Annotated in this window: 21 protein-coding genes; 11 read left to right on the top strand and 10 right to left on the bottom strand. The window is 33.5% G+C overall.

The genetic code is table 11. The annotated features are described in order from the left end of the window. Positions 1–71 precede the first annotated feature (71 nt). Complete coding sequence (locus tag AC8GF4_RS11205; protein ID WP_506594702.1) at positions 72–485, bottom strand: response regulator; 414 nt, start codon at positions 483–485, stop codon at positions 72–74. A 584-nt stretch (positions 486–1069) separates the two neighbouring features. On the opposite strand from AC8GF4_RS11205, the gene udk reads away from it, so the two are divergent. From udk to AC8GF4_RS11170, 7 genes are all read left to right on the top strand, one after another. Then, complete coding sequence (gene udk / locus AC8GF4_RS11200; protein WP_506594701.1) at positions 1070–1678, top strand: uridine kinase; 609 nt, start codon at positions 1070–1072, stop codon at positions 1676–1678. A gap of 120 nt (positions 1679–1798) precedes the next feature. Further along, positions 1799–2122: an FtsB family cell division protein gene (locus AC8GF4_RS11195; RefSeq protein ID WP_506594700.1), complete on the top strand. Its 324-nt coding sequence runs from the start codon at positions 1799–1801 to the stop codon at positions 2120–2122. A gap of 34 nt (positions 2123–2156) precedes the next feature. Beyond that, the gene (locus AC8GF4_RS11190; RefSeq protein ID WP_506594699.1) at positions 2157–3521 is read left to right on the top strand and encodes a methylmalonyl-CoA mutase subunit beta; all 1365 of its coding nucleotides are present in this window, start codon (positions 2157–2159) and stop codon (positions 3519–3521) included. A gap of 66 nt (positions 3522–3587) precedes the next feature. Continuing rightward, positions 3588–3827, top strand: a complete 240-nt coding sequence (locus tag AC8GF4_RS11185) for a hypothetical protein (protein ID WP_506594697.1) — start codon at positions 3588–3590, stop codon at positions 3825–3827. Beyond that, a complete protein-coding gene (locus AC8GF4_RS11180) occupies positions 3817–4113 on the top strand; it encodes a type II toxin-antitoxin system RelE/ParE family toxin (protein ID WP_506594696.1) in 297 nt (98 codons plus the stop codon). The genes AC8GF4_RS11185 and AC8GF4_RS11180 overlap by 11 nt, the downstream gene beginning before the upstream one ends. Positions 4114–4144: 31 nt before the next feature. Next, entirely contained in the window at positions 4145–6274 is a 2130-nt protein-coding gene (gene scpA / locus AC8GF4_RS11175; protein WP_506594694.1) for a methylmalonyl-CoA mutase, read from the top strand. 244 nt (positions 6275–6518) lie between these two features. Further along, positions 6519–7214: a hypothetical protein gene (locus tag AC8GF4_RS11170; protein WP_506594692.1), complete on the top strand. Its 696-nt coding sequence runs from the start codon at positions 6519–6521 to the stop codon at positions 7212–7214. A 77-nt stretch (positions 7215–7291) separates the two neighbouring features. Here the strand turns inward: AC8GF4_RS11170 and AC8GF4_RS11165 are convergent, their stop codons facing one another. The 4 genes from AC8GF4_RS11165 to dapF form a co-directional block, all read right to left on the bottom strand. Beyond that, positions 7292–7927 (bottom strand): peptidoglycan-binding protein LysM, encoded by a 636-nt coding sequence (locus tag AC8GF4_RS11165; RefSeq protein ID WP_506594691.1) that lies wholly within the window; start codon positions 7925–7927, stop codon positions 7292–7294. 752 nt (positions 7928–8679) lie between these two features. Next, the gene (gene mltG / locus AC8GF4_RS11160; RefSeq protein ID WP_506594690.1) at positions 8680–9720 is read right to left on the bottom strand and encodes an endolytic transglycosylase MltG; all 1041 of its coding nucleotides are present in this window, start codon (positions 9718–9720) and stop codon (positions 8680–8682) included. 56 nt (positions 9721–9776) lie between these two features. After that, positions 9777–10304 carry a GNAT family N-acetyltransferase gene (locus tag AC8GF4_RS11155; RefSeq protein WP_506594689.1) on the bottom strand — a complete coding sequence of 176 codons (528 nt, stop codon included), beginning with the start codon at positions 10302–10304 and terminating at the stop codon, positions 9777–9779. Between the two features lie 58 nt (positions 10305–10362). Continuing rightward, entirely contained in the window at positions 10363–11145 is a 783-nt protein-coding gene (dapF, locus tag AC8GF4_RS11150) for a diaminopimelate epimerase (RefSeq protein WP_506595067.1), read from the bottom strand. A 139-nt stretch (positions 11146–11284) separates the two neighbouring features. Between dapF and AC8GF4_RS11145 the strand changes: the two genes are divergently transcribed. Both AC8GF4_RS11145 and AC8GF4_RS11140 read left to right on the top strand, forming a co-directional pair. After that, positions 11285–12685 carry a S1C family serine protease gene (locus AC8GF4_RS11145; protein WP_506594687.1) on the top strand — a complete coding sequence of 467 codons (1401 nt, stop codon included), beginning with the start codon at positions 11285–11287 and terminating at the stop codon, positions 12683–12685. Positions 12686–12850: 165 nt separating this feature from the next. After that, on the top strand, positions 12851–14299 hold the full coding sequence (locus AC8GF4_RS11140) for a glyceraldehyde-3-phosphate dehydrogenase (protein ID WP_506594686.1): 1449 nt from the start codon (positions 12851–12853) through the stop codon (positions 14297–14299). Positions 14300–14714: 415 nt separating this feature from the next. Here the strand turns inward: AC8GF4_RS11140 and AC8GF4_RS11135 are convergent, their stop codons facing one another. Beyond that, positions 14715–15173, bottom strand: a complete 459-nt coding sequence (locus AC8GF4_RS11135) for an Lrp/AsnC family transcriptional regulator (RefSeq protein WP_269222065.1) — start codon at positions 15171–15173, stop codon at positions 14715–14717. 202 nt (positions 15174–15375) lie between these two features. On the opposite strand from AC8GF4_RS11135, the gene ald reads away from it, so the two are divergent. Beyond that, complete coding sequence (ald, locus tag AC8GF4_RS11130) at positions 15376–16500, top strand: alanine dehydrogenase (protein WP_506594685.1); 1125 nt, start codon at positions 15376–15378, stop codon at positions 16498–16500. Between the two features lie 161 nt (positions 16501–16661). Here the strand turns inward: ald and AC8GF4_RS11125 are convergent, their stop codons facing one another. From AC8GF4_RS11125 to AC8GF4_RS11115, 3 genes are all read right to left on the bottom strand, one after another. Beyond that, positions 16662–17264 carry a Uma2 family endonuclease gene (locus AC8GF4_RS11125; RefSeq protein WP_506594684.1) on the bottom strand — a complete coding sequence of 201 codons (603 nt, stop codon included), beginning with the start codon at positions 17262–17264 and terminating at the stop codon, positions 16662–16664. Positions 17265–17357: 93 nt separating this feature from the next. Beyond that, the gene (locus tag AC8GF4_RS11120; RefSeq protein WP_506594682.1) at positions 17358–18869 is read right to left on the bottom strand and encodes an IS5 family transposase; all 1512 of its coding nucleotides are present in this window, start codon (positions 18867–18869) and stop codon (positions 17358–17360) included. Between the two features lie 189 nt (positions 18870–19058). After that, positions 19059–20471, bottom strand: coding sequence for an APC family permease (locus AC8GF4_RS11115; RefSeq protein ID WP_506594680.1), 1413 nt, complete (start codon positions 20469–20471; stop codon positions 19059–19061). A gap of 275 nt (positions 20472–20746) precedes the next feature. Between AC8GF4_RS11115 and AC8GF4_RS11110 the strand changes: the two genes are divergently transcribed. Then, entirely contained in the window at positions 20747–22267 is a 1521-nt protein-coding gene (locus AC8GF4_RS11110; protein WP_506594678.1) for a carboxypeptidase-like regulatory domain-containing protein, read from the top strand. Between the two features lie 53 nt (positions 22268–22320). Here the strand turns inward: AC8GF4_RS11110 and AC8GF4_RS11105 are convergent, their stop codons facing one another. Further along, positions 22321–23715, bottom strand: coding sequence for a LysM peptidoglycan-binding domain-containing protein (locus AC8GF4_RS11105; RefSeq protein WP_506594676.1), 1395 nt, complete (start codon positions 23713–23715; stop codon positions 22321–22323). Positions 23716–23740: the final 25 nt, after the last annotated feature.

Raw genomic sequence — 23740 nt, 5'->3', positions numbered from 1 at the left:
TAGACCATAGCCTTTTTAGTTAAAGATAATATCATTTTAATCAAAAATTATAAATTTATTTATTAACTAATTTAAACTTGCGATATGAAAAACCAATAATTTAAAACATGTGCAATTAATGCCTGATACTCCTCAGTGTCTGATGGTTTAGTAATATATGAATTTACATTATTATCATACGCTTGTTTAATATCGTTTTTCAATGAAGAAGTTGTTAGCATTACCACAGGAATATGTTTTAAGCAACAAGAGTTTTTTATAAAGTAAAGTACTTCATGACCATTTTTTTTTGGCAGATTTATATCCAGTAAAATTAAGTCAACTGAAAGTGATTTTAGACAAGCATCTTCTTTAATAAAGTAATCAATGGCAGCTTCTCCATCTTTAATTTCAATTATTTCTCCTTGAAATTTAGATTCACGCAAAGCTTCTTTTATTAAAAAAATATCACCCTCATTATCTTCTATTAGTAATATTTTACGCATGATAATTATTTTTTTAAATTACGTGAAAACTCAACAATTAATTTAAGAACAAATTTAATCCTTTGTGAATGTAGTAATTTTAGAACTAACTTCCTATAAATAAGCAATAAATAAACTTTTATACATTTAATAAATTAATAAAATTTACCTGAAACTTTATACAAAAACTATCTCGAGAATAGTATTGTTAAAATCTAACCATGTTCCATATTATTTTAAAAAAAACGACAAAATCATAGCAATACAATAAAATGATGCTTAACTATAATCTTTTTATAAATGGTTTAAATGACAAATCATTATCTTAATAAAATAGGCAATTCAATCTAAAACAGCCTTTTTTGCACATGAAAGTATCTGAAAATTTTTAACACGAAAAGTAAAGTATAAAAAAATAACTCAACTATAATTACCGAATATAATTTAAAATAGAGCAAATATCAACAACTTTAAATAAGCAAAAAGTAATTAACACCTATACATAAAAACTGATAATTGTATACATTCTAATTTTATATCTAAAAAAGAAAAATCAATATCCTTAAATACCTATTTTTGCACCTTAAACACATCAAATACATTATATGCTTATCATTGGAATTGCAGGGGGAACAGGTTGCGGAAAAACAACCGTGGTACATCAGATTATGAATGAATTACCAGAGGCCGAAGTGGGGATAATTGCTCAAGACTCTTATTACAAACAAACACACGACCTTAGTTACGAAGATCGTTCCAATATTAATTTTGACCATCCTAGAGCAATTGATTTTGAATTGTTGGTTGCACATCTCAAAGAATTGAAGGCTGGAAATATTATCAATCAACCTGTATATTCTTTTGTACAACACAATAGAACAGATGATACCATTGTTACCCATCCAAGAAAAGTAATGATTGTAGAAGGGATTCTTATTTTAACAAATCCCGAATTAAGAGAACTTTTTGACATCAAGATCTTTGTGCATGCTGATTCAGACGAACGATTAATACGACGAATGAAAAGAGATATTGCAGAACGCGGCAGGGACATGAATGAAGTTTTAAATCGCTATCAAACTACATTAAAACCAATGCATCAGCAATTTATAGAGCCAACAAAAGCGTATGCAGATATTATAATACCAAATGACAAATTCAATACAGTGGCTATAGATGTCGTTCGTGCTGTAATTAATCAACGTATATCATAATTTTTTGTAATTTTATCTGCGTTTAAATAAGTAAATCTTCTTATTTTAATCCAACAGAATACAAATCTAGAAGTTGTAACAAACACAATTTTAAGCAAATACGAATAAAGAAATTTCCTGATGAAAAACCCATTCAAAGACAAATATTGGTTCAAATTTTTAAGTAACAAATACGTTTGGGTGTCTTTGTCCTTTTTGACTTGGATGGTTTTTTTAGACAACTACTCCTATTTTGAACATCGTTTTTTAAACAAACAAATAAACGAATTAGAAGATAATGCTACCTATTATAAAGGAGAAATAAAAAAAGACGATGAAAACATCAAACAATTAAAAAATCCTTTGCAAGTAGAAAAATATGCTCGGGAGAAATACTATATGAAAAAAGATAGTGAAGACATTTATATCATCGAATTTGAAGGCGATACTGTTAAAAAAAAATAATCTTACCACATTCCAATACTAATTACAATTAAAAATGGCCAAAAATTTATTTGACGATTTCAGCCCAGTATCTGCAAAACTTTGGAAACAAAAAATCCAGTTTGAACTCAAAGGAGCCGATTATAATGAAACATTAATCTGGAATTCTCCAGAAGATATAAAAGTAAAACCATTTTACGACAAAGAAGATTTTACAAAAAAAAGTTCCGTTTCAACAAAAGCATCACAATTCAAAATTTGCCAAAACATCTTTGTTTTTGATATCAATAAATCAATCGAAAAAGGGTTGGACTCTATTAATCGTGGTGCAGAAAGCCTTCGTTTTACTATTCCTGACGCAACAATAAACATTAAAAATTTATTAGAGAAACTTCCTTTAGAAAAAATTACCATTTACTTTTATTTTCAATTCATTTCAATCGATTTCGTAAAAAAAATTAATGCAATTGCAATAGAAAAAAAAGCAACTATATTTTGCCTTTTCGATCCAATCGGACAATTGTCCAAAGATGGAAATTGGTTTCAGACACCAGAAAAAAATAATTTTGAAACCTTAAATATTTTAACAAAAGAAGCTTCATCTCTTTCACTCATTAGCATAAATAGTGGCTTGTATCAAAATGCGGGTGCCAATATGGTACAGCAAATTGCTTACAGTCTTGCACATGTCAATGAATATTTCAACCGAATTACTGCAATAAACCAACCCATTGTTTTTCAAATTTCAGTTGGATCCAATTATTTTTTCGAAATAGCAAAACTACGTGCTGTTCGAATACTTTTTAATAAAATAGCCAAAGAATACGGTCACAACTTAGAGTGTCATTTATTGGTGACACCCACAAAACGAAACAAAACCATTTACGATTATAATGTAAATATGCTTCGAACTACAACAGAATGCATGAGTGCAATTCTCGGTGGTGCAGATGCCATTGCCAATTTACCCTATGATGCGTTGTACCATAAAGACAATGAATTTGGCGACAGAATATCCCGAAATCAATTGCTGATTCTAAAGGAGGAAAGCTATTTTGACAAAGTCGATAATCCTTCGGATGGAAGTTATTATATCGAAAGCTTAACCAATCAATTGGCCGAAAAAGCTTTAGTATTATTCAAAGATATTGAAGCCAAGGGCGGTTTTCTAAAACAACTGAACGAAGGTGTAATTAAAAGAAAAATCCAGGAAAGCGCTGATGCCGAACAAGCATTATTTGATTCTGGAAAAGAAACACTATTGGGAACAAACAAATACCCGAACAAGAATGACAAAATGAAGGATGACTTAGAATTATTCCCTTTTGTAAAAATAAAACCCAGAAAAACATTGATTACTCCAATAATCGAGAAGCGTTTGGCAGAAAAAATGGAACAAGAACGACTTTCGGAAGAGTAATATGTGATTAATTTTTAGCAATCACTACAAACGTATAAAAAACTATCTTTACAGTATAAAAAATATATGATGGAAGCAATAAGACAAATAGTTACCGTAAAAAACCACCAAATTAATATTACTTTACCTCTTGATTTTATTGCCGATGAAGTAGAAATCATAATTTTACCAGCTGAGAAAAAGGGGATTACTATTCCTGACTGGCAAATAAATGAAGTTAGAGAAAGAACAAGCGAATATTTAAAAGACCCGTCTGTCGCCCAAGACTTTTTTGAAGCTATGAAAGAAATTGAAGATGAATTATAGCTTAAAAATTCTTGAAGTCTCAAAACAAGATATTAAAGAAATTGCACTTTGGTATGGAGGTAAACAAAGCGAATTAGCAAAAAATTTCACTAATGCTATAAAAAAAGAGGTAACTATTATCCATAAAAACCCATTTTTATATCAAATTCGATATGATGATGTTAGAATTGCATTTACAGAAACATTTCCGTATTCAATTCACTTTACAGTTTATCAAACTACAATTGTTATAAAGGCTGTTTATCACACTTCAAGAAATTCTAAAATCTGGGTTAATCGAGATTAATTATTACACTACAATTCCATTGCTCAAAAAAATGAAAAGAAAAGATTTACAACATATAACACTTAAAGAAGATTTTCAGACTGCAGACAGCAAACCGCAGACTGAGAACTTCCTAACTGCTGAAGGAATTGAACTCCACAAAACCTACACCGAAAAAGACATCGAATCCATCGAGCATCTTGATTTTGGGGCTGGTTTTGCACCCAATTTACGCGGTCCTTATGCCACAATGTACGTTCGCAGACCTTGGACAATACGCCAATATGCAGGATTTTCTACTGCCGAGGAAAGTAATGCATTTTACAGACGAAATCTTGCTGCAGGCCAAAAAGGACTATCCATTGCTTTTGATTTACCCACACACAGAGGCTACGATTCGGATCACGAACGCGTAGTGGGCGATGTTGGTAAAGCGGGAGTTGCTATTGACTCCGTCGAGGATATGAAAGTCTTATTCGACCAAATTCCACTGGAAGAAATGTCCGTTTCAATGACTATGAACGGTGCTGTATTACCCATTATGGCTTTTTATATCGTTGCTGCCGAAGAACAAGGTGTAAAACCAGAACAACTTTCGGGAACCATACAAAATGATATTTTGAAAGAGTTTATGGTACGAAATACTTATATCTACCCTCCTACTCCGTCAATGAAAATCATCGCCGATATATTTGAATTCACCAGCAATAAAATGCCGAAATTCAACTCTATTTCTATCTCAGGGTATCACATGCAAGAAGCAGGTGCAACTGCCGATATTGAATTGGCTTACACACTGGCTGATGGATTAGAATATATCCGAACTGGGCTGGCAACCGGAATGAAAATAGATGAATTTGCTCCTCGGCTTTCTTTTTTCTGGGCTATAGGGATGAACCATTTTATGGAAATAGCCAAAATGAGAGCTGGAAGAATGATTTGGGCAAAACTGGTAAAACAATTCAATCCAAAAGATGATAAATCATTGGCGCTGAGAACTCATTGCCAAACTTCGGGTTGGAGTTTAACAGAACAAGATCCTTTCAACAATGTAGCACGCACCTGTATCGAAGCAACTGCTGCTGCCTTTGGAGGAACACAATCCTTGCATACTAACGCACTGGATGAAGCAATTGCATTACCTACCGATTTTTCGGCTCGAATTGCCAGAAATACTCAAATCTACTTACAGGAAGAAACCAAAATCACCAAAACAGTAGATCCTTGGGCTGGTAGCTATTATGTAGAAAGTCTTACTAATGAAATTGCCGAAAAAGCGTGGAAACTCATTGAAGAGGTGGAAGAATTAGGTGGAATGACAAAAGCCATTGAAACTGGAATTCCAAAAATACGTATTGAGGAAGCAGCAGCACGTAAACAAGCACGAATTGACAGCAATCAAGATGTAATTGTTGGAGTTAACAAATACCGTTTGGAAAAAGAAGATCCATTACAAATTTTGGATGTTGATAATCAAATGGTTCGCCAACAACAGCTTGAACAATTAGAACGGATTAAAGCAACTAGAATCGATGAAAAAGTAAAAGAATCACTCCAAAAATTAACGATTTGCGCACAAACAGGTAAAGGAAATTTATTGGAAATTGCCGTTGAAGCAGCAAGAAATCGTTGTACATTGGGTGAAATTAGTGATGCTTTGGAAACCGTTTTTGGCAGGTATAAAGCACAAATTAAATCCTTTAGCGGTGTGTATAGTAAAGAAATAAAAGACGACAAGAGTTTTGAAAAAGCAAAACAACTGGCTGACACCTTTGCCAAACAAGAAGGTCGTCGTCCAAGAATAATGATTGCCAAGATGGGACAAGATGGTCACGATCGAGGTGCCAAAGTGGTAGCAACCGGATATGCAGATGTAGGTTTTGACGTGGATATTGGCCCCCTTTTTCAGACTCCAGCCGAAGCAGCCAAACAGGCAGTAGAAAATGATGTACATATTCTAGGAGTTTCATCACTTGCAGCAGGACACAAAACATTAGTACCACAAGTAATTGAAGAACTTAAAAAATACGGAAGAGAAGACATCATGGTCATTGTTGGAGGTGTTATCCCCACGCAAGATTACCAGTTTTTGTTTGATGCTGGAGCAGTAGCCGTTTTTGGACCAGGAACCAAAATAAGCGAAGCTGCTATTAAGATATTAGAAATTTTAATAGAGGATTAATTTATAAAACACCAATTTGATTGGTGTTTTATTTTAAATCATCGAATAAAAGACTGACAATACCAATCAAAGAAAAGCAACTTTAATAATTATAATTAATCAACAATGATACGCTATAATTAGTATAAATTTTTATCTTTGAAAACGTCTAAAAGCAATAAAACAGTCACCTAACAAAAGGTCTAAATAGTAAGTATTGCTTTTTAATTTGATAAGAAATATTCATTAAAATTAATTTAAAACAATGAAAAACACACTTCAATTAGCAATTGCTTTTGTACTCCTGAGCTCATCTGCTATTTATGGCCAACAATTTGCATCGAAAAGCTATGACACCAATTTAAGATTAAATCTGTATAGCTCTTACGTTTTTCAAGACAGTTTTGATTCCTATTATTCAGGAGGAAATTATGCTGGACAATTGCAAGATGGATTGCAATATGGAGGTGGAATCGAATATATCGTAGGCCGAAACCAAGGAATTGAATTATCCTATATTGGTCAAACTACAACAGCACCAACAACATTCTATTATGCAAATCCTATTAACAACAAAACCATTAACTATGATGTACAAATGAATTACATAATGTTTGGTGGTAACAAATATTTTAGACCAACAGGATCCAAAGTAGAAGGATTTGGTGGACTTATGATTGGTATGAATGTTGTAAATATTAGTAATTCTAATGCATTAACCAATAAACAATATCCTTCACAAAATCTAACCAAATTTGCTTGGGGATTAAAAGGAGGGGCTATTGTATGGATGACTGATAAAGTTGGTCTAAAACTACAAGCACAATTATTATCAACTTCTCAATCTTTTGGAGGCGGATTTTATTTAGGAACTGGTGGATCAGGTGCTGCAGTTAGTAGTTACTCCTCTGTTTACCAATTCTCTTTAGGAGGTGGATTGGTTTTTGATTTTGATAAGTAATCTCTTTTTTTATATAAAAAAAACGTCCATTTGAAATCATTTCAAATGGACGTTTTTATGATTAGAACATACAATAATTATAACACACTTGCAGCACTATTGGCAACAATAAAAGAGGTATCATAACCTCCAAATCGCACCAAATAACTTCTTAACGAAGTACCATAAGCGTCTCTAAAAAAACGCTTCCCTTTGTATCTGAAATATTTTTTAACAGAACCGACACCGGCAAGGTGAGCAGCAGCCAAAATTCCAGATTCAGTAATGCGGGTTCCATTCAAAACGGTTCCTTCATACCTTTCGATAATTGCTCTCAACTCCCATTTGTTTTTGGATAGAAGAGCAATAAAAGCTTTTTCTTGCATTTTGGGGCTGTTTAGAAAATCAGTACTATTGTGAATTCCAATAGATTTTAAAGTTTCTATACCAAATTGGTATTTTCCTAAATAGCCGAGAGAATTAATTTTTCTGTATTTTCCTTGTGACTCTTTGAAGCCGATTGCTTCTTTATAACCAATAAAAAAGGTTCCAGTATAGGGAATCTCAGAATTGGTATAATCGCTCACATTTAATGATGGTAGTAAGTAGGATGTATCATCTGTTTCATTAATTAGAAACCAAGGGGTAGATTCTAATTTGGAGGGTTTAAAACCGTAGCTTAAAAAAGCAACTACAACGATCAAACTTGCGTAAAAATACCATTTTTTTATCATATTTTAGTTTTCTTCAAAACGCTGTCCCGTTAAGAAATTTCTATGCGCAAAGATACGACTTAAAAAATAAAGCTGAAAATCAAGGCTTTAAACTTATAAACTTTTTAAATTTATGGTTCATAAGTCACTAGCTGTGCGAGCGTTCGAGCAAAATAAATAAAAATTTAAAATTGGAAAAAAGCAATAAAACCCATATATATTAATAATCTTATTCGTATTTAAAAAAAGTAAAAACGTCTTGAAAAAGCAATTTTTCGTTCAAATGATTACAAAATCATCATTTTACGATAACGTTTGAAATAAAAACATAAGAATTATCAAGTAACACATCTCTTTTTTGAGAGCTCCAATAGTAATAAAAAGCAGTAGGGCGAGACCCCATTATCCAAAAGCGGGCTACTTTACATCCTGCCTATTTTCCTACTTTTGATAATGCGGTCGGGCTATTTACACTATTACGGTAACCAGCGTCTATCCCAATGTCATTAAGGTTAAGGGTTTCTCACTACGCTTTTTCAAAATATAACTCTCACAAAGACGCGAAGAAATCGACTCTTAACTTTGCGTCTTGGCGAGAAAAAACAAAGCTTAACTTAATGACATTGACGTCTATCTCTCTCGCAATTTTGTTTTCATAACATCAATGTTGGATAAATCAAATTTGACAAAAAAAAGAGAACAAAAAAACTTCAAAACTGTTATTAAACAATTTTGAAGTTTTTTTTAAAATATCGATTAAACGAAAAATAGTATTAACGCTGAACCCCTTGACCATTAATCCAATCCGAATATTTTTTGGCATTTAAATTATGCTCTGGCAAAGTAGCAGCAAATTCGTGGTACCCAAATCGATCTACACTGGCACAAAAATATATATAGTTGTGCTTTTCTGGATTTAAAACCGCTTCAAGAGCTGTGATATCGGGCATAGCAATTGGCCCAGGAGGAAGTCCAATATTCATATAAGTATTATAAGGATGTCTCATAATTAAATCATTGTAAAAAACTCTTTTAATGACTTGATTAAAATCATTCGTTTTCTTTTTCATCGCAAATATTACAGTTGGATCGGCTTGTAATGGCATTTCCAATTTTAATCTATTCAAGTAAACTCCTGCAATTCTTGGTCTTTCGTCTTTTTTAACGGATTCTTTATGTACTATCGAAGCTAAAATCGTTGCTTGAATAGGTGTCAATCCTTGGGTGGCTGCTTTGGCCGTTCTTTCTTTATTCCAAAAATTTCGGTATTCCTTAATCATTTTATCACGGAATTTCTCAGCAGAAGTATTCCAATAAATATCATAAGTATTCGGTATAAACATTACTAAAACATTTTCTTCGTTAAATCCATTTTCTTTCAAAAATGTAGAATCTTTAAACGTATTCAGTAATTCCAAACTATCTGGCTCTATTTGCGAACCTACTCTACCAGCAAAATTTTCTAATCGCTCTTGATTATTAAACGCCAAACTTACAGCATCATTGACACGCATCGTTTTTACCAAGTCATAACTGTTCATTCCTTTTTTAAGTAAAAAACGACCTGATTTAACGTTTTCTGGATAACTGGTTTTCCCGGCTACCATCTCAAAACGGTCCATATTTTCGACATAAGGAGCAATTATAGTCTTTACAACTTCGAAATTGGAACCCGTAGGAACAAAAACATAAAGCTCTTTCTCAGTAAATTTGGTATTACTGCTAAAAATTTGAGTCATTAAAACAAAACCGTAAACGATTAAGACGGATACAATTACCACAGATCCTATGGATGCTATTTTCTTTATATTCAAAATATTAAAGTTTTAAATTATTATTTTTATTTCATCCAGACAATTTCTGAAATCATTTAGTCGTTGATTAATTGATAAATTGCTTCGTCTTTATAAACACCATTAACAAAAGTCCAATCTTTTTTCACGCCTATCAACTGGAAACCAAATTTAGTAAAAAGAGCAATACTAGCAGTATTTTCGGTTCCAATATTTGCATATAATTGATGTAAATTAAGATTGTAAAAAGCATATTGAATAAGTAGATCCAATGCTTCTGATCCAATATTCTGATTTCTATTCTCAATACCTTGAATTACAATCCCTACGCCTGCTCTATTGTTCTTAGGATCAAAATCAAACAAGTCAATAAGCCCTATAGCCGGAAAATCTTCGTCTTGACAAATAGCCAGTCGCAATTGCTTGGCTTCATAAATGTCCTGATGCGCATTTTCCAAATACTGTTTTACCAAAAACCGACTGTATGGTGTATGCGTGTTACTCACTTCCCAGATGCTTTGGTCATTTTCTATAGCATAAACAAACTCCAAATCATTGGGCTCAAGAGCACGGATGTATATGTCATCGCCTTTTAGTGTTTTCATTCAAGAAGTTATGGGTTATGGGTTATCAGTTATGAATTTGTACTATTAGTGATTTATCTTAAATCTCAATCGTTCCTTTAAACACAAATTCAGCAGGTCCTTTCAAGAAAACATTCTTAAAACCACTTGGTGTTTTATCAAAAGAAACAACTAGTTTCCCTCCTTCAACATCAATATTTATGGATGATGCATCTGTTTGTCCAGTGGCATTCATGGCTATTGCAACAGCTGTGGCTCCCGTTCCGCAAGCCAAAGTTTCGTCTTCTACTCCCCTTTCATAGGTGCGAAGTCTAAAAGTGTTATCGTCTATTTTTTTTACAAAATTAACGTTACTTCCGGCTGCGCCATACAATTCACCATAACGGATAGCAGCGCCATTTTCTTTTACATTATAATGCTCTATATCTTCTACCATTTGCACATGATGTGGAGAACCTGTGTTCAAGAATGAATACTCTTTTTTAATATCAATTGTAGGAACATCTATCATTTGCAAAGAAACCAATCCGCTATCTTCGAATGAAGCGTGATGCAAACCGTCTGTTGCAATGAAAGTAGTTTCATTTTCAATCACTTTCAAATCTTTAGCGAAAGCGACCAAACATCGACCACCATTTCCGCACATCGAACTTTGATTTCCGTCGGAGTTGTAATATACCATTTTGAAATCAGTATTTGTATCATTTTCTAGCAAAATAAGACCGTCTCCACCAATGCCAAAACGTCTATCGCAAAGATGTTCAATCAATTGTGTATTCTCTTTAGGAAAAAACCCAGAACGATTGTCAACCATAACAAAATCATTTCCAGCTCCTTGGTATTTATAAAATTCTAATTGCATTTTTATTTTCATTTTTGTCAAACAAAAGTACAAACTATTAATGAATTGTTAATCATTGTTAAAGAGCGTTAAACCATATTGTTCGAAAAAAAAATTCCGCTAAATTCGTAATCAAATAACTAATAAAAACTTTATTGCTATGAAACAAATTTCAAAATTATTCTTGGTTTCCTTGTTGAGTGGCGCAACTACACTTGGTGCCTACAAATTATTATTTGACAACAATGGCTATTTTTCGTCCAACAAAAACGGAATTACGACACTTGCACCTGAATCCTATGCAAGACAAACTAGTTTGGGTGCAGAAAATATCGATTTTACAGTAGCAGCAGATAAAACAATTCACACTGTGGTACACGTAAAAAACGTATCGGTACGAACCATTTCCAATCCTATAATGGAATATTTTTACGGATATGGCGGACAGCAACAACAAGAACAAGTAGGAACCGGATCTGGTGTTATAATATCTGAGGATGGCTATATTGTTACCAATAATCATGTCGTAAAAGAGGCGAAGGATATTGAAATTACGTTGAACAACAAAAAAACGTACAAAGCAAAACTCATTGGAACCGATTCAAAAATGGACATTGCGCTACTAAAAATCGATGCCGACGAAAAATTACCATATTCCACTTTTGCCAATTCCGATTCGGTTAAAGTAGGTGAATGGGTACTGGCAGTTGGAAATCCGTATAACTTGACATCAACTGTAACAGCTGGAATTGTTTCTGCCAAAGCCAGAAATCTAGATACTCGAGGAATTCAGTCTTTCCTTCAAACGGATGCTGCTGTAAACCCAGGAAACAGTGGAGGTGCATTGGTAAACACCCGTGGCGAATTGATTGGAATCAATACTATGATTTCGTCAATGACTGGTTCCTATGTAGGTTATTCGTTTGCGATTCCATCCAATAATGCTAGAAAAATAATCGAGGATATCATGGAATTTGGAAATGTACAAAGAGGAATTCTAGGAGTTGAAGGTGGTGAACTAAACGGAACTGCTTCTAAAGAACTAGGCATTTCACAAACACAAGGTTTCTACATTAACAAAGTAACCAAAAACTCAGGTGCTGAAAAAGCCCATTTACAAAAAGGCGACATCATCATCAAGTTAGACAATCAGAATGTTGCCACTTTTGCCGATCTTTCGGGTTATGTAAACACCAAAAGACCGAATGACAAAATAGAAGTTACTTATTTACGTGATGGAAAAACCTTGATAACTCCAGTAGTATTGAGTAAAAACGAAAACTTTAATAGTGAATTCAAAGGAATCGAAGTAGAAGACATTGATGCCAATGACAAAAAGAAATTCAGATTGAATTATGGTGTAAAAATCAAATCCATCAACAATGAAAATTTAGCACAATACAACGATGAATTAACTGGAAATATCATTTTGAGCATTGATAATGTCAAAGCAACCGATGTAGAAACGGTTTCGAAACTTTTGAATAATAAAGATGAAAAACAAAGTACTCGTATCGAAATGATAAACAAAAACGGAGAAGTCATTCGAATCATTATCTAAAATGTTAAATCAATAAATACAAAGCCGACTTACAAAATGTAAGCCGGCTTTTTTTATTGAAAAAAAATAAAAAATTTTACGAAATCGTTTTCGTAACTGTTATAAAAGATATACTTTTGCACCAAATTTTAAAAAAGGCATTAATTTACATTTCAAATTTTCAAGATGACTAAAATGGATTTATACGAAAAAGAGGTTTCGTTTCAAGCCGACAGAAGACGTTCAGGAGTAGAATTAATCAAAACTATTAGTGATTTATGGTACGACAAATCAATCGAATTGGTTTTGTTTCGCAACCAATTAATTGATAGAAACGTAAGCGAAATAATCAACTTACACGAATATGCTGGTAAATTTGTAGGCAAACCCATTTCGGTTTCAGACTCAGTAGAAATAGCCAATGTTATCCTTTCATTAGACTTACCACCATCAAAATTAGATATTGGTAAACTAACTTTTGAATATAGTTTAGAAGAAGAAAAATATCCAGATGCTAGACATTTTGTTTTAGACAAATTAAAAGAAGCCAAGTTTACCGAAGACATCCAACCCAAAGATGTAGTCCTTTATGGATTTGGTCGTATTGGTCGTTTATTGGCAAGAGAGTTGATGTCTAAAACCGGAAAAGGAGAGCAAATGCGTTTGAGAGCTATCGTAACTAGAGACAAAAATGATGCTTCAAGTCTAGAAAAAAGAGCTTCTTTGCTACGTTACGATTCCATTCACGGAGATTTCCAAGGTTCTGTTATTGCCGACACAGAGAACAATGCATTAATCATCAACGGCACAACCGTTCATGTCATCACAGCAAACACAACCGAAGAAATTGACTATACCAAATACGGAATTGACCATGCATTAGTAATTGACAACACAGGTGCTTTTACGACAAAAGAGGCTTTGAGTCGCCATTTAACTTCAAAAGGAGCCGACAAAGTTTTACTGACTGCACCTGGAAAAGGAGTTCCAAATATTGTTCATGGTGTCAATCAAAATGAATACAACCCAGATGAAATTGACATTTTCTCCGCCGCCTCTTGCACGACCAATGCAATTACTCCTATTCTAAAAGCAATTGAAGATACATTGGGAGTTGTAAAAGGTCACTTAGAAACGATTCATGCCTACACCAACGATCAAAATTTGGTCGACAATATGCATAATAAATACCGCCGCGGTAGAGCGGCAGCTCTCAATATGGTCATCACCGAAACTGGAGCTGGCACCGCCGTTGCCAAAGCATTACCATCCTTGGAAGGTAAATTAACTTCAAACGCCATTCGTGTTCCAGTTCCAAATGGTTCATTGGTGGTATTAAATCTTGAAGTAAATACAGCAACATCTGTAGAAGCCATCAATAGCATTATGAAAAAATATGCACTTGAAGGCGAACTGGTAGAACAAATTAAATATTCTTTGAATAACGAATTGGTTTCCTCCGATATTGTAGGAACTTCGGCTCCATCGATTTACGACAGCAATGCTACAATCGTTTCCAAAGACGGAAAAAATATAGTGCTTTACATTTGGTACGACAACGAATACGGCTACAGTCACCAAGTAATACGCCTAGCCAAATACATTGCCAAAGTTAGACGTTTTACGTACTACTAGCATTTCAATTACAGGTTGGAAATTGCTCTTTTAGTTTTAATTTTAGTTTTTTAGATAATAAAATCGCCCCAACCTGAATTCAACAGAAATCCGCCAAGTTTTTGAACGAGGCGGATTTTTTATTTAAAATCTGAACACGATTGTTATTTTTTGGAGCAGACACATTAGACATTTTAGGCAATATCGTCCCGCTATCCGTTACAATCTTTGTGAGCTGAACCCCAGCCCACAAAGGATTTTCACTTCTTTCGGGGCTAAAAGAAAACATTTTATCTTTTAGCTATCATTCAGAAAAAAAAATAATCTAAGGTTTAACTATAGCCAACGGTTTCAACCGTTGGAAATCATATTAATCGAGTTCCCGTTTTTGATTCCACAAAAATCTAAAATCTTAATTCTAAAATCAAAAATGATTTTAAATCGGCAAAACCGTTGTACTCTTTACTTCCGAGATAATAAAGAAGCTATTAATCAATGAAACTTCGGGTAAAATTGACAATTTCATTTGATGAAAATGATGGTAACTTTCCATGTCAGGAAGCACAATTTTGAGCATATAATCAAAACTTCCCGAGACAAAATTACATTCCACCACTTCGGGTAAATTCAATATTGCCTGATTGAAACTATCCGAAATATCAAAAGTTTGCTTCACTAAGGTCACCTGACAGTAGACCGTGAGGTTTTTACCTAGTTTTTTCTTGTTCAAAATAGATACATATCGCTCTATAATACCCTCTTTTTCAAGACGTTTCACCCGATCATGAACAGGTGTCAGCGAAAGATTTATTCGATTCGAAATGTCTTTTAAAGTCAAGTGCGCATCTTCCTGCAAAAGACGCAATATTTTTCTGTCGGTTTCGTCTAAAATCATGATATAAAGGGATTCATTAAACTTAAAATAATCAGTTAATTTTTCTTTTTTGAAAGTAAAAAAGCAATAAATAAAGAATTATTTTATGCTAAATTAGCAAATAAAAATTATATTTTCTTATTTTAAATCAAAATGCATAAAATTTTTCTTTATCTACTAAATTTGTACTTCAATTTTGAATCAACCCATAAATACAACTGTTATGATAATCGGTGTACCAAAAGAAATCAAGAATAACGAAAATCGTGTTGCTCTAACTCCAGCAGGTGTTGCAGAGATGAAAAATAACGGTCATAGTGTTTACGTTCAAGCAACTGCAGGTGAAGGAAGCGGTTTTGCTGATGAAGAATATACTGAAGCTGGAGCTGTAATCTTACCTACTATCGAAGAGGTATACAGTATTGCCGAAATGATCATCAAAGTAAAAGAGCCAATTGCTTCAGAATATCCTCTTATCAAAAAAAATCAATTACTTTTCACATACTTCCACTTTGCATCATCAGAGCCATTAACTCATGCTATGATTGAGCGTCAAGCTATCTGTTTGGCATACGAAACTGTTGAAAAAACAGATCGTAGCTTGCCATTATTAGTGCCAATGTCTGAAGTAGCAGGTCGTATGTCTATTCAAGAAGGTGCAAAATACTTAGAAAAACCATTAAAAGGAAGAGGAATTCTTCTTGGTGGTGTTCCCGGCGTTCCTCCAGCAAAAGTACTAGTACTTGGTGGTGGAATCGTAGGAACTCAAGCTGCAAAAATGGCTGCAGGTTTAGGAGCTCAAGTTACCATTATGGATGTGAGTTTACCACGTTTACGTCAATTAGATGATATTATGCCTGCCAACGTTATGACTCAAATGTCAAACAACTATAACATCCGAAAAGCAATTTTAGATACTGATTTAATTATCGGGGCTGTATTAATTCCAGGAGCAAAAGCGCCTCACTTGATTACTCGTGATATGCTAAAATTAATGCGTCCAGGAACGGTTCTTGTTGACGTTGCGGTTGACCAAGGAGGTTGTATCGAGACTTGTACTCCTACAACTCACGAAGACCCAACTTTCATCATTGACGATATTGTACATTACTGTGTGGCTAATATGCCAGGTGCAGTTCCTTATACATCAACATTGGCACTTACTAATGCTACTTTACCTTACGCTGTACAATTGGCAAACAAAGGATGGCAAAAAGCGTGTGCAGAAAACGAAGAATTAAAAAAAGGATTAAATATAGCCAGCGGAAAAATCCTTTACAAAGGAGTAGCCGATGCTTGGAACCTTCCTTTTAATGAAGAGTTAGTATTAGAAAACACTGTTTCCTAATATTAAATAAGTGCTTACTACACTAGAAAAACCCGACTCGTTTCTACTTGTCGGGTTTTCTGTTTTTATAAAAAAAAGAAAACCGTCTTGATTCACGAGACGGTCTTCTTTGTTAGACCTAAAAAAAACTAAAACTAGTTATTCATAAAAAAACTTTTTTTTTATAAAACTTCAAACACTTTTTTCACTGGAAATTTCAAATTAGGAAAAGTAGGGCTTTCTAATTTACTTCCTTCAATAAGTGGTTTTAATCCGATGTATTTTTCACCTTGCAAGACATAAATAGCTACGCTTTTAGAAACTGGATTTACAATCCAATATTCCTTAACTCCATTTTCTTCATATAAGTCAAATTTTATATCTATTTCCTTTTTAGAATTCCCAGGAGACAAAACCTCAATCATTAAATCCGGAGAACCTAAACATCCCTTTTCATCCACTTTTGATTTGTCGCAAATAACACATAAATCTGGTTGAACTACAGTAATCACTTGATTATCGTCAGAACTCTTTTTAAAATCCACAAGACGAACATCAAAAGGTGCAAAAAACATTTTACAATCAGTTTTGTAGAAAACTTTATCCAACGCTCTAGTCAAATTCATCAAAATATTTTGATGCGAAGTACTTAGAGCTGGGCTCATTTTGAAAACTTTTCCTTTTATAAGCTCAACTCTTTCTTTAAATTCCCAAAGTAAATAATCGGCATAAGTGTACCTTCTTTTTAAATCAAGACTTCCGATATTCGTTATAACAGTTCCCATTGGTATTGTTTTGTAAGCTTTTACAAATTTACATTTATTTCTCAAATAATTAGGGTCTGCTGAAAAACTCAGAGACACGTTTATTTTCCATTTTCATAAAAGACATAGTTCATAGGTGTGATTTTCGTTTAAATCACACCTATTTTCGTTTTGTCCAATTTCTTGCATTAAACATTTTGAGAAACTCACCAATATCAGAGCTATCAGACAATGGAGTGCCACCCCAGCCAATTTGACTAGGTTGAGCACTAAAAAGATGCTGGCTATCCAAGATTCACTCGTGTCTTGCAACCTCGCCTTGATACGATCTAAACCATATCCAGTCTTTGCTTGACCAAATTTACCTTCTATAGGATTTCTTTCACCTGGACTTAAGTCGATTTTCACTGCCAGAGAAGGTCGCCCCAACGGCTTTCCAACCAGCTCGATTCCCTTTTCCTTTAACTTTGCCCTATTATCTCTTGTGCTATATATTTTATCTACCAAAAGCCTTTTGGGATAACAACCAAACCTGTTTTTGTACTGCTCCACATAGTTCATCAAATGACTTCCTTCGTTAAAAGCATCCCAACTAAGTTGGTCTAAAAAAGTGATACCATTAATCATTGTACAATGTATCTTCGCTCCAAATTCGACTTTAGCTTGACTTTTTCCTCTTACTATAGGTCTTACATGAGGCTGATGAATACTGGTTATTCTGTTGTCTGTCTTCTTGGTTTTTGCATCAAACATTTCCTGCTGCTGGAGATAAAGCGTCTGGATTACATAAAGATATTTCAAGTCCTTTCCCTTGAGAGGAACCACATTGCATTTGTCTAACAAGTCATTGATATGGCCAATGTTTCGCTTCAAATATCTGAGTTGATGTCCCACACCTTTACGAATAATTTTAATCGTTTTACATTTTTTTTGAGCAGTCTCAAAATACGCTGTCCTTGCTTTTTCTCTATAAGTCCTAGGTTTCTTCCCATGAAGTTCCTTTATGTACAAGATATCAATAAGCATCTCTGATTTTTCTCTGGCATCATTGAGCAAATTCAAATCAGTAGGAAAAGCAATGTCTTGAGGACATGCTGTAGCGTCCATTATTACCGTTCCTTTATTGGCTCCCCCATTGTCATTAAACGAATCAGAATCTTCTTTGGGAGGACTCTTATCCTCTTCCAGTTTAGTTTTTATGGCAATGATTTTCTCCGTTATTTTGTTCACAACTTCCATACTCAAATGTTTACGAAACCTCACAAAAAGAGAGGGGTCGAATGGAGGTTCGTCTGAAAAACTAGAATAACCTAAAAAGTGTTGCATGTAGATATTCTCCGAAATCTGATCCACAGTTTCACGGTCATCAATATCACATAAATGCTTGATTATAGTAGCTCCCAAGACCACCCTTGGACTTAACCCAGGTCGTCCAGTTACCTGATTTGGGACAGCTTTGAGATAAATATTGCAAATCTCATCCCAAGGAATTAGCTTTGCTAAAACTACCCATCGGTTTTCAGGATTCAATTTCTTTTCAAAAGGAGACTCAAAACCTTCGAAAACCAATTGATTTTGACTAACAAAATCAGGTGTTGGTGCACACTTTTTTGGACTTTTTCGCATAATACCTTGCACTTAGTGTCTCAAATATAAATATATCTGTTTGAACTGCAATTTTATAAGTGTTTTTCAGCAGACCCTAATTAATAATCCAAAACTTCGTTGCATCCTCAAGAAAACGTGTGTTATTTATAAAAACAACACTATTTTATTCAGAAATCTAAACAAAATCAGACAAGCAATAACCGACAATTACTCTTCCCTAGGTTTTGATAGATAATAAACAGGAATCCCAGTTAGCATTATCAACACTCCCCAACCGCAGGTAGAGAACTTAGTAAGCAATAATCCAACACAAATGGTAATTGCCACAATAATATAAACAAGAGGTAAAAAAGGGTAACCAAAAGCTTTATAAGGTCTTTCTACATTTGGCATTTTCTTTCTAAGTATAAAAATTCCATAAATGGTAAGTATATAAAAAATCAACACGATGATAATCACAAAATCCAATAAATCACCATACTTTCCCGTCAAACACAAAGCCGAAGCCCAAACACATTGAACCCACAAAGCCCATGCTGGCACACCTGCTTTGTTAATCTCTCCCGCTTTCTTCAAAAACAATCCATCTTTTGCCATGGTATAATACACTCTGGCCCCAGCCATAATCAAACCATTGTTACAGGCAAAAGTCGATATCATTATCATCAATGCAATAATAATCGTTCCCATATCACCAAAAGTATATTGTGAAGCAACCACCGCAACTCGATCTGACTTTGCTGTTGCAATTTCTTGAAAAGGAATAACAGCCAAATACATCAAGTTTGTTAAGATATAAATTATGGTCACAATTAATGTTCCTAGAAAAAGACTCAACCCAACATTGCGTTTTGGATTTTTAATTTCTCCCGCTATAAAAGTAACTCCAACCCAAGCATCACTAGAAAACAAAGAACCCACCATAGCAGCAGAAATCCCTGTTAACAAAGCGGTGCCACCAATAGGCATCCAAGAACCACTTTCAGTATCAAAAGCTCTTGAACTCCATGCATTAGACCAGTTAGCGTTCCAAATATCAGCTTTAGCTGCTAATATAAATCCGAAAACAATCAAACCAAAAAGCGACAGTATTTTAATTATAGTCAAAACCGTTTGCATAATTTTACTATTCTTCACGCCACGACTATTGATATAAGTCAACAATACTATAGTTAATATCGAAACAATTTGGGCAGCATTCAATTTAAACGAACCCAATTCATACAAAATATTTTCATCACTCAAAGGCGGATACAAATAGGCCGCAAACTTAGAAAACCCAACACCAACAGCAGCAATAGTACCTGTTTGAATCACCGCAAAGAAACTCCAACCGTACAAAAAAGCAATTAGTTTATTATAGGCTTCTTTTAGATAAACATATTGCCCACCAGCATTTGGAAACATAGCACTCAATTCACCATAACTCACAGCGGCAATCATTGTAATTAAACCAGAAATTAACCATATTAAAATAAGCCAGCCTGCAGAACCAACTTGTCTTGCAATGTCAGCACTTACAATAAAAATCCCTGAGCCTATCATAGAGCCTACCACAAGCATTGTTCCGTCTAATAATCCTAACTCTCTTTTAAATTCGCCTTGTTTGTTATCTTCCATTATAATTGGTTTAAATTTTGGTTGGCTAAAGATATACTTTTTTTTGAAAATTAAAAATAATTGAAAAATCACAAAAAGAAACTCTACATTTAGAAATTTATACACCATTTATTTTATGTCTAAAAAAACCTGTTTTTGCCAAGAAAAATAAGTTGATGCTGATACAAAGAATTCTAACTTAAATTTTGTTTTTTTTAAAGAATTATGATAGTCTAATAAAGTTTACCTTCTCATTTTTAGAAAATATCCTCCAAATTATAAAATACGATACCATTATGAAACGAACTCTTATTTATTTTTTCTTCATTCTGTTTGCCCATCAATTCGTTTTCGCACAAGAGGTTACCGGAAAAATTATTGATAGTAAAACGGGTGAAACTATACCATACGCCAACATACTATTTAATGGATCAAAGAGTTTAATCTCGAATGCTGAAGGCAACTTCTCCCTAACCGAAAACAATAACGAAGACGATTCGATTCTTGAAATTTCCTATCTCGGATATGTTAAACAGACAGTAACATTGGAACAATTAAAAAACCAACAAAACATTATCAAAATGCAAGCTGGCGTTTTTGAACTAGCTGATGTAAATGTCTCCAACATTAAACCAAACCCTTATAATATAATGGCAACGGTAAAGGAAAACTTGGAACGTAATTACAAAAGAGACGATAATTCCTCAAAAGAAGTTTTGTTTTATCGAGAAGAAAACTCTTTTACTCCAATAATAATGGATTTGAAAATTACTGAATCAACTGGTTTTACGAAGGAGAATCTAAAAATAACTAACGCTGAAATATCTTCTTTTAATGCTAAAATGCTATCGCATCCTCCAAAGGAATATAAAGATATTTTTTGCAATTATTACAGTAAAATAAAAACAGAGAAGGATAAACGAGTATTCACTTCTAAACTTGATGTGGTCAAAGCAATACAATTAAAAGACGAAAATCGATCAGCGGATGTTGATAATTTACAAGAAACAGCGACAAAATTAGTACTAAAACACCTAGATACTACAAGATATTACAGAATTAAAAGCGGGCTATTAGGCTCACGAGATTCAATTTCATTACGAAAAGATTTTTATAAGAGAAAATTAAACAAAGAGAATAAAAATCAAGCTTCCTTATCCAAACGAAGTTTAGAGAACTTTATGTCAAAGAATAACTTTTTACAAAACAGCAAATTAGATTTTGTAAACCAGTATGAGCTTTATCATTTTGAATATGAAGGCGCAATTTATTCAAATGAAAATGAATTTGTTTATGTGCTAAATTTTAGGCCCAAGAAAAGCAAAGCAAAATACACTGGAAAATTATACATTTCTGAGAACGATTATGGAGTTGTTAAAGCAGAATACGCATTGGCCGAAAACAAGAATGTAAAAGGATTTAACATGAAATTCCTATTAGGCATAAAATCATCTGAAAATATTAGTAAAGGGACGATCATCTTTAATCGCAATACAAACGGAGTAGGCTATCATTTACGTTATGCGTCAAAACAAAGAGGTGTTTATTTCTATTTAAATAGACCTTTAAAATTTATTGAATTGACAAGAGAAAAAAAAGACGTATTGGCACTTGATATTAAAATAGAAGGAAATACGTTTAATAAAAAAGAAATAATGAGTATTTCGAATATAGAAATTACAAATAACGCATTTGTAGCTAGTGATGAGAAAAATTTTAAATTCATACCTATAAAAAAGTATGACCCTAAACTATGGAAAGGCATCAGCACGATTGAACCTTTAGAAGAAATGAAACAATTTAAAACTGAAAATTAATTAGTGATTTAATACATAATTCACTTTTTGAGCTTTATTATAAAAAACACAAACTAGTGTATTACTCGATTTACTTGAGCAAAATTTCGATTATAATACGGCTCTTTTGTTGATGATATAATTACCCCACCGTGCGTAGAAGAATGAATAAATTTTATTTCACCATCAACAACATCAACAACCATTCCCACGTGATTAATATGTCTTCTACCATTGGTTTTAAAGAAAATTAAATCTCCTTTTTGTATATTCTCAGCATTTACCTTTTCACCAAATTGAGCTTGTTCAATAGAAGATCTCGGCAACTTTATATCAAAACCGCCAAAAGTAGAACACATAAACCCTGAACAATCAAAACCAGCCGCTGTTGTTCCACCACTTCTGTATCTTGTTCCAATATGCCCTGATGCCGATTCGATTAATTGATTGACCAAATCTTCATTGGCTATATTAATTGCTGAAGAAACAGTAGAGGATATAGAATCTTTTGCCAATACTACCTCATTCTTAGCTGGAGTAACAATTGTGTCATTAGGAACTTGAATACTCAATTTTGATCCTACCAACAATTTTTGTTGAATTGCAGGATTTTGCTTTTCTAAAACTGAAACAGTAATTCCATATTTTTTGGCAATTCCGTATTTCGTTTCTTTCGGTAAAACTTCATGAATAATTTCAGAAGTCTGAATTTGAGTTTTAGTTATTATTTCTGTCCTTTTAGTTGCTATTTCGGCAACAACAGGAACAGTTACTTTATTCTCTACTAGAATTGCATTTGGTTCAGATCTATTTTCCTCTGAAACAACTTCATTCGCTACAACTTTTCCATTACTAGGAATAGTAATTTCTTGCCCGATGCTCAAACCTTTCTTCCCTATTTTTGGGTTGGCTTTTTGCAGTTCTTTTAATGTCACACCATACTCTTTTGCAATGGCATACAAAGATTCATTAGGTTTTACTTTATGTTGTAAAGGCTCATCTGAATCAGGAGTTTCTGTTTTTTTTGCAATTGATAAACTGGCCACTTCTTTTTTGGATAAAGTAGTAGGGATAATTATGGACTGACCAATTTTCAACCCTTCTGATTCTAATTGAGGATTGGCTTTGTAAAGCAACTCTGCAGTAGTTTTGAACTGTTTTGTAATTCCGTATAGTGTTTCTTTGGGTAATACTTCGTGATTGAGCTCTGTTGTTTTACTAACGACTTCTACATTATCTTTAGTTTTATTCGATTCGGAAAATGGGATTGACAAAACCTGATTGAGTTGTAAGGTCTTTTTTGCTTTAGGATTTAATTTGTAAATAGCTCCTACAGAAACATTGTATTTTTCTGCTATACTAGAAATTGTTTCTCCTTTTACTATTGTATGCTTTATGTTTTTTTCTTGAGAAAAAACACTAACACTACAAAAAATAAACACTAAAACAAATCCTTTTAAAAACTTCATACTTACATTTTTTTACCTCATTCAC

Origin of the sequence: Flavobacterium rarum (SeqCode) (assembly GCF_965234445.1) — a bacterium.
GTDB classification, from domain to species: Bacteria; Bacteroidota; Bacteroidia; order Flavobacteriales; family Flavobacteriaceae; genus Flavobacterium; species Flavobacterium rarum.
The sequence above is the reverse complement of the archived record's forward strand: the minus strand, read 5'-3'. Positions and strand labels throughout refer to the sequence as shown.

What these genes read in the sequence shown, in the direction of transcription:
- AC8GF4_RS11205 (WP_506594702.1), bottom strand. Translation starts at nt 485, where the DNA reads ATGCGTAAAATATTACTAATAGAAGATAATGAGGGTGATATTTTTTTA.
- udk (WP_506594701.1), top strand. Translation starts at nt 1,070, where the DNA reads ATGCTTATCATTGGAATTGCAGGGGGAACAGGTTGCGGAAAAACAACC.
- AC8GF4_RS11195 (WP_506594700.1), top strand. Translation starts at nt 1,799, where the DNA reads ATGAAAAACCCATTCAAAGACAAATATTGGTTCAAATTTTTAAGTAAC.
- AC8GF4_RS11190 (WP_506594699.1), top strand. Translation starts at nt 2,157, where the DNA reads ATGGCCAAAAATTTATTTGACGATTTCAGCCCAGTATCTGCAAAACTT.
- AC8GF4_RS11185 (WP_506594697.1), top strand. Translation starts at nt 3,588, where the DNA reads ATGATGGAAGCAATAAGACAAATAGTTACCGTAAAAAACCACCAAATT.
- AC8GF4_RS11180 (WP_506594696.1), top strand. Translation starts at nt 3,817, where the DNA reads ATGAATTATAGCTTAAAAATTCTTGAAGTCTCAAAACAAGATATTAAA.
- scpA (WP_506594694.1), top strand. Translation starts at nt 4,145, where the DNA reads ATGAAAAGAAAAGATTTACAACATATAACACTTAAAGAAGATTTTCAG.
- AC8GF4_RS11170 (WP_506594692.1), top strand. Translation starts at nt 6,519, where the DNA reads ATGAAAAACACACTTCAATTAGCAATTGCTTTTGTACTCCTGAGCTCA.
- AC8GF4_RS11165 (WP_506594691.1), bottom strand. Translation starts at nt 7,927, where the DNA reads ATGATAAAAAAATGGTATTTTTACGCAAGTTTGATCGTTGTAGTTGCT.
- AC8GF4_RS11155 (WP_506594689.1), bottom strand. Translation starts at nt 10,304, where the DNA reads ATGAAAACACTAAAAGGCGATGACATATACATCCGTGCTCTTGAGCCC.
- dapF (WP_506595067.1), bottom strand. Translation starts at nt 11,145, where the DNA reads ATGCAATTAGAATTTTATAAATACCAAGGAGCTGGAAATGATTTTGTT.
- AC8GF4_RS11145 (WP_506594687.1), top strand. Translation starts at nt 11,285, where the DNA reads ATGAAACAAATTTCAAAATTATTCTTGGTTTCCTTGTTGAGTGGCGCA.
- AC8GF4_RS11140 (WP_506594686.1), top strand. Translation starts at nt 12,851, where the DNA reads ATGACTAAAATGGATTTATACGAAAAAGAGGTTTCGTTTCAAGCCGAC.
- AC8GF4_RS11135 (WP_269222065.1), bottom strand. Translation starts at nt 15,173, where the DNA reads ATGATTTTAGACGAAACCGACAGAAAAATATTGCGTCTTTTGCAGGAA.
- ald (WP_506594685.1), top strand. Translation starts at nt 15,376, where the DNA reads ATGATAATCGGTGTACCAAAAGAAATCAAGAATAACGAAAATCGTGTT.
- AC8GF4_RS11125 (WP_506594684.1), bottom strand. Translation starts at nt 17,264, where the DNA reads ATGGGAACTGTTATAACGAATATCGGAAGTCTTGATTTAAAAAGAAGG.
- AC8GF4_RS11120 (WP_506594682.1), bottom strand. Translation starts at nt 18,869, where the DNA reads ATGCGAAAAAGTCCAAAAAAGTGTGCACCAACACCTGATTTTGTTAGT.
- AC8GF4_RS11115 (WP_506594680.1), bottom strand. Translation starts at nt 20,471, where the DNA reads ATGGAAGATAACAAACAAGGCGAATTTAAAAGAGAGTTAGGATTATTA.
- AC8GF4_RS11110 (WP_506594678.1), top strand. Translation starts at nt 20,747, where the DNA reads ATGAAACGAACTCTTATTTATTTTTTCTTCATTCTGTTTGCCCATCAA.
- AC8GF4_RS11105 (WP_506594676.1), bottom strand. Translation starts at nt 23,715, where the DNA reads ATGAAGTTTTTAAAAGGATTTGTTTTAGTGTTTATTTTTTGTAGTGTT.